Source organism: Umezawaea sp. NPDC059074, assembly GCF_042738955.1.
Lineage (GTDB): Bacteria > Actinomycetota > Actinomycetes > Mycobacteriales > Pseudonocardiaceae > Umezawaea.
Genome location: NZ_JBHYHC010000220.1, coordinates 1 through 9,377, shown reverse-complemented (window position 1 = coordinate 9,377; position 9,377 = coordinate 1). Strand labels below are relative to the sequence as shown.

The window sequence follows — 9,377 nt, the reverse complement described above, 5'->3', positions numbered from 1 at the left end:
ACGTGGCGGCGGCCGCCGGGGTGAACCAGGCGCTCGTCTACCGCTACTTCGGGTCGAAGGAGAAGCTGTTCTTCGAGGCCGTCAGCGACGGCGGCGACACGGCCGACGACATCATGGCGAACACCCCGCTGGTCGACCTGCCGCACGTCCTGCTCGCCCGCGCGCTCGACCGCGCGGAAGCGGTCGGGCCCGCCGGGAGCCTGTCCGCGCTCGTCACCGCGGCCAACGACGACACGGTGCGCGCCTACATCCGGGAGAAGATCCACGACGGCTTCGGCACGCGGCTCGCCTGCCGCCTGGAGGGGCCGGACGCCGAGCTGCGGGCCGAACTGCTCGCCGCGCTCATCACCGGCATCGGCTTCCTGCGGGGCAAGGTCGGCACGCCCGCCGTCTCCGCCGCCGACCACGAGGCGCTCGCCCGCTACGTCGACCTGATGGCCGCGCCGCTGCTCGCCGCCCGCCGCGAGCGGGACTCCGACGAGGACGTGCGGGACTAGTCGTCCTCGGGGGCCGCGAGCGCGGCCAGGTCGTCGACGTACCGGCGCACCAGGCGTTCGAGGTCGAGCAGGTCCCCGTCGCTCCAGCCGGCGAACACCGGCTCGGTGAGCCGGTGCCGGGCCGCGTCCAGCGCCTCGATGACCCGCCTGCCCGCGCCGGTGATCCGCGCTTCCTTGACCCGCCGGTCGGCCGCGCTCGGGCGGCGTTCGACGAGGTCGAGTTCGGCGAGCTTGGCGACCTGCCTGCTCACCGTGGAGTGGTCGCGGCCCGCGCGGTCGGCGAGGTCGACCACGCCGATCGGGCCGAACCGCTCGATCCCCACCAGCAGGGGGAACAGCGCGCGGTCGAGGGTGACGCCCGCCTCGGCGAGCAGCACGTCGTCGCGCTGCGGCAGGTTGATGAGCGCCACGAGGTCCACGACGGACTCGTGCAGGCGTCGCTGCGCCACCAGTCGCCGTCTCGTGGTCATGGCGCCATGGTAACGCGTCCTGCCGGACCGTCAGGTCGTGCCGAGATGTGTGCATGTTGAACGGATAATTTCGGCCAATTCGGCTCCATGGCTTGAAGTGGCAAAGCTCGACGCAATATCGTGTGCATCATGCACACAATTTCCCGAGACGTCGTCATCACCGGGTCCGGTGCCGCGGGCCTGACCCTCGCCCTCGACCTCGCCCGCCGGAACGTGCCGTTCCTGCTGATCGACAAGGCGCCCCACCCGTTCGTCGGGTCGAGGGGCAAGGGCATCCAGCCCCGCAGCCAGGAGGTGTTCGAAGACCTCGGTGTGATCGACCGGCTCGTCGCCGCGGGCGGCGAGTACCCCCTCCAACGCCGGTACACCGACGGGGGACCGGTCGACGAGCCCGTGGTCGAACTCGTGCCCCCGACGGCGGCCGAGCCGTACCGGATCCCGTTGCTGGTCCCGCAGTTCCTCACCGAACGCGTGCTGCGCGCCCGGCTGGCCGAACTCGGCCACGCCCCGCACCGCGACCACGAACTCGTCGGCTTCGGCCAGGACGCCGACGGCGTGACCGCGCGGATCGCCACCCCGGACGGTGAAATCGTGGTCCGGGCCCGTTACCTGGTGGGCGCCGACGGCGGGTCGAGCTTCGTCCGGAAGGCGCTCGGCATCGGGTTCCCCGGCAAGACCCTCGGCGTGCGGGCGATCGTGGCCGACGTCCTGGTCGACGGCGTGTCCCCGGACTTCTGGCACCGCTGGGGCGAGCGCACCGACCAGATCTCCCTGTGCCCGTTGCGCGGCACCGAGATGTTCCAGATCCAGGGCGCGATCCCGTTCGACGTGGACGTCGACCTCTCGGCCGAGGGCCTCACCGCCCTGCTCCACGAGCGCACCGGCAAGGCGGACGTCGTGGTCCGCGCCGTGTCGTGGGCGTCGGTGTTCGAGATGAACGCCCGGCTGGCCGACGCCTACCGGCGCGACCGGGTGCTACTGGCCGGCGACGCGGCGCACTCGCACCCGCCGACCGGCGGCCAGGGCCTCAACACGAGCGTCCAGGACGCCTACAACCTCGGCTGGAAGCTCGCCGCCGTGCTCGACGGCGCCCCGGACTCGCTGCTGGCGACCTACGAGGAGGAGCGCAGGCCGGTCGCCGAGGCCGTGCTGGGGCTGTCCACCAAGCTGTTGAGGGAGACCGAACTCCGCCGCGGCCGCGAGGTGAGCCAGCTCGACCTCGGGTACCCCGGCTCACCGCTGGCGGTGGCGGGCCAGGTCGTGACGGCGGGCGACCGCGCCCCCGACGCGCCCGTGACGGGGGCGGGCGGTCTGCCCACCCGGTTGTTCAGCCTGTTCCGGGGACCGCACTGGACCCTGCTCGGCCACGACGTCGACGCCGCCGAGGCTCCCGCGCCCCGCCGCGGCCTGCACGTCCACACCACCGGTTCGCGCGGCGACGTCGTCGACTCGGGGGGACACTTCCGGAGTGCCTACGGCCTGTCGTCCGAGCAGTGGGTGCTGGTCCGGCCGGACGGGTACGTCGCCGCCGTGGTCGGCTCGGCGGACCTGGACGTCGTCGAGACCTACCTCGACGGGGTGGGTGTGCGCTGACCGCGACACGAAGTCGTCACCTGCTCGATTCTTGATTCATTCCAGAAAACAGGGCACACTCCGGGACGTGCCCACGGACTACGAACGCCTGCTGCGCGGTGCCGCGCTGCGCGTGACGCGTCCTCGCCTCGCCGTCCTGTCCGCGGTGCACGACCACCCGCACGCCGACACCGATTCGATCATCGGTATCGTTCGCGAAGGACTCGGTGGGGTGTCCCACCAGGCCGTTTACGACGTGCTGCGCGCGTTGACCACCGCTGGGCTGCTGCGGCGCATCGAGCCGCAGGGGTCCGTGGCGAGGTACGAGGCCAGGGTCGGGGACAACCACCACCACGTCGTCTGCCGACGGTGCGGCGCCATCGCCGACGTCGACTGCGCCGTCGGCCACGCGCCGTGCCTGACCGCGTCCGACGACCACGGCTTCGTCATCGACGAGGCCGAGGTCGTCTTCTGGGGCCTGTGCCCCGACTGCACCACCACAACCAGTTCCTGAAAACCTGGAAGGTTTCCCGTGTCTGACAGTCCTGACGCCGTCGTTGGAGAGATGAACGAGGAGAGCGCGGGCGGGTGTCCGGTCTCCGCCGGTCGCATCAACCACCCGACCGAGGGCGGGAGCAACCGCAGTTGGTGGCCCAACCAGCTCAACCTCTCGATCCTGCGCAAGCACTCCACCGCGTCCGACCCCATGGGCGGTGACTTCGACTACGCCGCCAAGTTCGCCACGCTCGACCTCGACGCGCTCGCGGCCGACGTGGACGCGGTGCTGACGTCGTCGCAGGACTGGTGGCCCGCCGACTTCGGCCACTACGGCCCCTTCATGATCCGGATGGCGTGGCACAGCGCGGGCACCTACCGCGTCGAGGACGGCCGCGGTGGCGCGGGCGCGGGCATGCAGCGCTTCGCCCCGCTGAACAGCTGGCCGGACAACGGCAACCTGGACAAGGCGCGCAGGCTCCTGTGGCCGGTCAAGAAGAAGTACGGCAGCACGATCTCGTGGGCCGACCTGATGATCTTCACGGGCAACCGCGCCCTGGAGACCATGGGCTTCAAGACCTTCGGCTTCGCCGGTGGCCGCGCGGACGTGTGGGAGCCCGACGAGGACGTGTACTGGGGCCCGGAGCGCACGTGGCTCGGCGACGAGCGCTACACCGGCGACCGCGAGCTGGAGACGCCGCTGGCGGCCGTCCAGATGGGACTCATCTACGTCAACCCCGAGGGCCCCAACGCGAACCCGGACCCGCTGGCCTCGGCCCGCGACATCCGCGAGACGTTCGGCCGGATGGCGATGAACGACGAGGAGACCGTCGCGCTGATCGCGGGCGGCCACACGTTCGGCAAGACGCACGGCGCGGCGGACCCGGACCAGTACGTCGGCCCCGAGCCCGAGGGCGCCTCCATCGAGGAGCAGGGCCTCGGCTGGCGCAACACGTTCGGCAGCGGCAAGGGCCGCGACGCGATCACCAGCGGCCTCGAGGTCACCTGGACGGGCACGCCCACCCAGTGGGGCAACGGCTTCTTCGACAACCTGTTCGGCTACGAGTGGGAGCTGTCCAAGAGCCCCGCGGGCGCCCACCAGTGGGTCGCCAAGGACGGCGCCGGGGCGAACACCATCCCCGACCCCGAGGACGGCACGCTCAACCGGCCGCCGACGATGCTGACGACCGACCTCGCGCTGCGGATCGACCCGGTCTACGAGCAGATCTCGCGCCGCTTCCACCAGAACCCCGACCAGTTCGCGGACGCGTTCGCCCGCGCGTGGTTCAAGCTGACCCACCGCGACATGGGCCCGATCCAGCGCTACCTCGGGCCGCTGGTCCCGCAGGAGTCGCTCATCTGGCAGGACCCGGTGCCCGCCGTGGACCACGAGCTGGTCGACGCCGCGGACATCGCGTCCCTCAAGGCGAAGATCCTCGACTCCGGCCTCTCGATCGGCCAGCTCGTCTCCACCGCGTGGGCGTCGGCCTCGACGTTCCGCGGCAGCGACAAGCGCGGCGGCGCCAACGGCGCGCGCATCCGCCTCGAGCCGCAGCGCGGCTGGGAGGCCAACGAGCCCGACACCCTCGCGCAGGTCCTGCGCGCGCTGGAGAGCGTGCAGGAGTCGTTCAACAGCGCGCAGACCGGCGGCAAGAAGGTCTCGCTGGCCGACCTGATCGTGCTCGGCGGCGTCGCGGCCGTCGAGAAGGCCGCGCGCAACGCCGGCCACGACCTGGAGGTCCCGTTCACCGCGGGCCGCACGGACGCGACGCAGGAGCAGACCGACGCGGACTCGTTCGCGCCGCTCGAGCCCACCGTCGACGGCTTCCGCAACTACCGCGGCAAGGGCCACCGCCTGCCGTCGGAGTACCTGCTGATCGACCGCGCGAACCTGCTCACCCTGACCGCGCCCGAGCTGACCGTGCTCGTGGGCGGCCTGCGCGCGCTGGGCGTGAGCCAGAACTCGCTGGGCGTGCTCACGGCGAACCCCGAGTCGCTGACGAACGACTTCTTCGCCAACCTGCTCGACATGGGCGTGGAGTGGAAGCCGACGTCGGAGGACGCGGAGACCTTCGAGGGCCGCGACCGCGCGACGGGCGAGGTCAAGTGGACCGGCAGCCGCGTCGACCTGGTGTTCGGCTCGAACTCCGAGCTGCGCGCCGTCGCCGAGGTCTACGCGAGCGACGACGCGAGTGAGAAGTTCGCCCGCGACTTCGTGGCGGCGTGGGACAAGGTCATGAACCTCGACCGGTTCGACGTGGCCTAGTCCTCCGGTTGTAGCAGAACGCGGACACGACGCGGGCTGAGCGAGGACATCCCGCCGGCAGTGTCGAAGGCACCCCCTTCGACACTGCCGGTGAGGAGCCCCCCGTCGTGACCCCGAAAGTCCTGACCGCCGCCCTGGGCGTGGTCGCCGTCCTGCTGGTGACCGCCTGCACCCCCGAGGCCGCGCCGTCGCCTTCAGCGCCCCCCTCGACGGAGCCGAGCGCGTCCGACGAGGACGGCGTCGTCCCGGACGGCGGCGTCTCGGTGCTCGCCGCGGACCACGTCGCGATCCACAGGCTCAACCTGAACTTGCTGACGGCGCTCAGGCACGCCGACGTGGACGCCAGGCGGGACGGCGTGGAGCTGAAGGTGACGTCGGGCTGGCGGAGCCACAAGTACCAGGAACGCCTGCTGGACGAAGCCGTGGTCACCTACGGGAGCCTCGCCGAGGCGCGGAAGCACGTGAACTCGGTGGACAGGTCGACGCACGTGTCCGGCGACGCGGTCGACATCGGTCCCACCGCCTCCGACGACTGGCTGATCCAGCACGGCGCGGCGTACGGCCTGTGCCAGGCGTACGCGAACGAGATGTGGCACTTCGAACTCCTCACGAGTCCCGGCGGCCAGTGCCCCGCACCCCTCACCGACGCGTCCGGGTGACCGCCATCCCCGCGGCCAGCCCGGACACCAACGACACGCCGTGCAGGTCCCCGGCCAACGCCAGCACCACGCAGCACCCGACCGTGCCCATGAGCACCACCCGTGCCGGTGCCAGCCACAGCACGACGACGGCCGCCAGCACGGCCACCGCGGTGCCGGGAACGCCGCCGAAACCCCACCCCGCCAACGCGGCCACGTAGCCGACGACGACCCACAGCGCCCACGGGTGCTCCTCGCGGCGGTGGACCAGCAGCCACACCAGCACCCCGCCCGCGAGCCCGCAGATGGCGATCGAGTCGCCACCGCCGGGCTCGCGCCACGCGTACGCGGCGATCTGTCCGCCGACCGTCCCGGCGACGAACAGCACCGCCCACCGCCACCGGCCGACCAGCCGCTCGGCGACCACCCCGACCAGCGCCAGCGTCACCAGGTTCATCACCACCTGGTACCAGCCGAGGGTCTGCACGAGCAGGGGAGTGGCCAGCCGCCACCACTGCCCGCTCGTGCTCGGGTCGCGCTCCAGCACCGGCACCACGGCGGGCACCGCGTACTGCACGACCGCCGCGACCACCGCCACGCCGAACGCCGTCGCGGCGACCACCGGTTTCCGCGTCGTCACTTGGTCCACTTCCTCAGGACGGGCGGCACACCCCGAAGTTCCACGGCACTACGGCTTTCCCGCCCGGTCGCCCCGAACAGCCGTATCGGTCGACCCCGCCGTTCCCTAGCGTCGGGAGGACCGACCACCAAGGGAGACCCCATGTCGCGCCGCCTGATCAGCACCCTGGCCCTCGTCCTGGCCGCGACGGGCATCCCCTTGGCCACGGCGGGTTCCGCGCAGGCGATCCCCGCGTGCAAGGCCGGCTACCAGTGCACCCAGACGTACTACAACACCATCGACCACGAGACCGCGGTCGGCGGCCTGACCAAGTTCTGCGACGGCAGCACGGACATGTGGGGCGTGCGCGGCCGCTACACCGTCGTCACCCAGGCGCAGTGCTCGGACGGCTGACCGTCACGCCATGCTGAACTTCTCCGCGTGGACCTGCCCGTTGGGCACCTTCATCGTGCGGAGGCTGGTCAGCACCGCGGCCGTCATCGCGGGCGGCCCGCACACGTAGACGTCCCGCTGGGCGATGTCCGGCACCAGCTGGTGCAGCCCGGCGGGCTCGAACGGCCGAGCACCCTGGTCGCTGCGCCCGGTCAAGAGGTGCAGCCGCCCGCGGCGCGCGGCGACGAGCTGCCGCAGCTCGTTCAGCAGCACCGCGTCCCGCTCGTCCCGCACCCGGTAGAGCACCACGAAGTCACCGGGCGTGTGCTCCTCCAGCAGCGACCGCACCGGCGTCACCCCGACACCGCCCGCGATCAACACCACACCGGGCCGCGACCGGTGCAACGACGTGAACGCCCCGTACGGCCCTTCCAGGAACACCCGGTTGCCGACCTTCAGGTTCCGCAACCCCGCACTCGTGACCCCGACCCCCTTCGCCGTCAACCGCAACGACCGCCCGTTGGGCGCGGCGGACAGCGAGAACGGGTTGGCCAACCACCAGTGGTTGTGACCGGGGAACCGCCACACCCCGAACTGCCCGGCACGCGCGGAAAGCTTGTCGAGGTCCTTCCCGGTCACGTACACCGACACCGCGTTCGCCGACTCCGGCACCACAGCCGCGACCCGGAACTGATGACGACGATTCCGCACCACCGGCACCACGATCCGCCCCACGACGAGCGACCCGAACGCGAAGAGCCACAACGCCCACCAGTACACCATCGCGAAGACGGACGACTTGAACGTCGTCGTCTCCAACAACTGGTGCACGAAGGCCAACCCCAACGCCACGTACAACAACAGGTGCAACCCGTGCCACGTCTCGTACTTGAGCTTCCGCCGCGCGAACCGCATGGACAGCACCCCGACCACCACCACGAGCAGCGCGGCCAACATCCCCATCAACGACGCGGGCACCCCGGCCAACGCCAGGAACGTCTTCCCCCACCCGGAGTCGTCCAGAGCGGCATACCCGAACACGACCAGGTTCGCGTGCACCAGGATCGTCCACAACAGACTGAACCCGACCCACCGGTGCCACACCGTCAACCGGTCCATGCCGATGCGCTGATCAAGCCACGGCAACCGCGCGACCAGCAACAACTGGAACATCATCACCAACGCGGCGTGCAGCCCGAAGAACTTCGCGACGGTCAGGACACTGTTCTTCCCCGTACCAGCGGTGAAGAACAGGACCTCGACGATCGCCACGTTGACAACGACGAACACCCAAAGCGCCACCCGCGCCTGGACAACCGGCGCCAACCCACCACGCCGGACAGGGGGAGTCGTGACAGCCATCGATCACCTTTCTCGACCACGACCCATCCCGGCCGCGTGAAGTCGGCACATTATGTAGCGGGGGAGCAGCACCAGACCCCCGTCGACGCCAGAAATTGTTGGCACGAGTTGGACGACTTCGCGCTCGGAGGCGGCGTTCAGGTGGTGCTGTTGTTGCGATCGCTTCAGTGTTGATTGAAAGCGGCGGGGTGAGGCCCGAGTGGGCCGGGGTGTGGTCGCGACAAAGCAGTGGCGCGGCGCGGCAAGGCGAAGCGGCGGCGCAGTGAGGTGAAGCGGCGGCGCGGCGAGGTGGTGGCGCGGTAAGGCGGGACGGGGCGGGCGGTCCCGCTGCGGTGGCGGGTTGTGCTGGGTCGATCGGTGGTGAGTTGCTGAACGCTTGGGCCCCGTGGTCGCTTCGGGTGAGCCGTGTTGTCGGAGGCCGCCTGTGTCGTCGTGGCTGGGTGTCCGGCTGAGGGTTCCAGCCTGCCTGCTCGGCGGCTTCGATTTCCAGCCCGCTGTGTCCGATTTGATTTGGGGCCCCTAGATTTGCCCCTTGATCGGGCCAAAAGGCAGTGCCCCAAAGCCCTGCCCGATCTCCAATTTTAAGGGGCAAATCCCCCAAATAAAATCGGACACGACCAACCAGCCAGCCCCAGCAGGTAGGCAATCGGCCATCAAGCCTGCTGCCGCAGGCAACCCTGCGCCGTCGACGAGCGGCAGGCCTGCCGCAGGCAACCTTGCGCCATCAACCCCAGCAAGCCTGCCGGAGGCAACCCTTCGATCTGAACCGCCGCAAGCTGCCTGCCGCAGGCAACCTTCAACTGAGGCACTGCCCGGTCTGGCCTTCACCGCCTGGCCACATCGGCAGCCGTGGCCAGCTGGCCCCCGGCCCCAACCAAGCCCCGTGACCAACCCGACCCACCTCTAAATTGCACCGATCGGAACTGCTCTGTCTATCTTCCGGCCCCCGGCCGGCACTGGCACCGATCGGACCGTAGCTTGCCGGCAGGTTCTTTTAACCCCCAACCCTGGCGGCCCCCGATTGTTTTTGCGCCCCCACCCTTTTTCGTCTTGTCAAGGCGTCTT

General features: G+C 70.4%; 9 protein-coding genes. 6 read left to right on the top strand and 3 right to left on the bottom strand.

Translation table 11 applies throughout. The features are described from left to right. On the top strand, positions 1 to 497 hold a 497-nt coding region (locus ACFWW9_RS44415), incomplete at its 5' end, for a TetR family transcriptional regulator (RefSeq protein ID WP_390389392.1). On the opposite strand, the gene ACFWW9_RS44410 is transcribed toward ACFWW9_RS44415, so the two are convergent. Beyond that, positions 494 to 967 carry a MarR family winged helix-turn-helix transcriptional regulator gene (locus tag ACFWW9_RS44410; RefSeq protein ID WP_390389391.1) on the bottom strand — a complete coding sequence of 158 codons (474 nt, stop codon included), beginning with the start codon at positions 965 to 967 and terminating at the stop codon, positions 494 to 496. The two genes, ACFWW9_RS44415 and ACFWW9_RS44410, sit on opposite strands and share 4 nt — an antisense overlap. Before the next feature lie 129 nt (positions 968 to 1,096). On the opposite strand from ACFWW9_RS44410, the gene ACFWW9_RS44405 reads away from it, so the two are divergent. The 4 genes from ACFWW9_RS44405 (at position 1,097) to ACFWW9_RS44390 (ending at position 5,959) form a co-directional block, all read left to right on the top strand. Beyond that, positions 1,097 to 2,560: an FAD-dependent oxidoreductase gene (locus ACFWW9_RS44405; RefSeq protein ID WP_390389390.1), complete on the top strand. Its 1,464-nt coding sequence runs from the start codon at positions 1,097 to 1,099 to the stop codon at positions 2,558 to 2,560. A gap of 67 nt (positions 2,561 to 2,627) precedes the next feature. Then, positions 2,628 to 3,053 (top strand): Fur family transcriptional regulator, encoded by a 426-nt coding sequence (locus ACFWW9_RS44400; protein ID WP_390389388.1) that lies wholly within the window; start codon positions 2,628 to 2,630, stop codon positions 3,051 to 3,053. 18 nt (positions 3,054 to 3,071) lie between these two features. Beyond that, the gene (gene katG / locus ACFWW9_RS44395; protein ID WP_390389386.1) at positions 3,072 to 5,300 is read left to right on the top strand and encodes a catalase/peroxidase HPI; all 2,229 of its coding nucleotides are present in this window, start codon (positions 3,072 to 3,074) and stop codon (positions 5,298 to 5,300) included. 107 nt (positions 5,301 to 5,407) lie between these two features. Beyond that, positions 5,408 to 5,959: a M15 family metallopeptidase gene (locus ACFWW9_RS44390; protein ID WP_390389384.1), complete on the top strand. Its 552-nt coding sequence runs from the start codon at positions 5,408 to 5,410 to the stop codon at positions 5,957 to 5,959. Here the strand turns inward: ACFWW9_RS44390 and ACFWW9_RS44385 are convergent. After that, positions 5,940 to 6,578, bottom strand: coding sequence for a rhomboid family intramembrane serine protease (locus ACFWW9_RS44385; protein ID WP_390389382.1), 639 nt, complete (start codon positions 6,576 to 6,578; stop codon positions 5,940 to 5,942). The two genes, ACFWW9_RS44390 and ACFWW9_RS44385, sit on opposite strands and share 20 nt — an antisense overlap. Before the next feature lie 141 nt (positions 6,579 to 6,719). Between ACFWW9_RS44385 and ACFWW9_RS44380 the strand changes: the two genes are divergently transcribed. Further along, a complete protein-coding gene (locus tag ACFWW9_RS44380) occupies positions 6,720 to 6,971 on the top strand; it encodes a DUF6289 family protein (protein WP_390389381.1) in 252 nt (83 codons plus the stop codon). Positions 6,972 to 6,974: 3 nt separating this feature from the next. Here the strand turns inward: ACFWW9_RS44380 and ACFWW9_RS44375 are convergent, their stop codons facing one another. Beyond that, positions 6,975 to 8,240 (bottom strand): ferric reductase-like transmembrane domain-containing protein, encoded by a 1,266-nt coding sequence (locus ACFWW9_RS44375; protein WP_390389379.1) that lies wholly within the window; start codon positions 8,238 to 8,240, stop codon positions 6,975 to 6,977. Positions 8,241 to 9,377 lie beyond the last annotated feature (1,137 nt).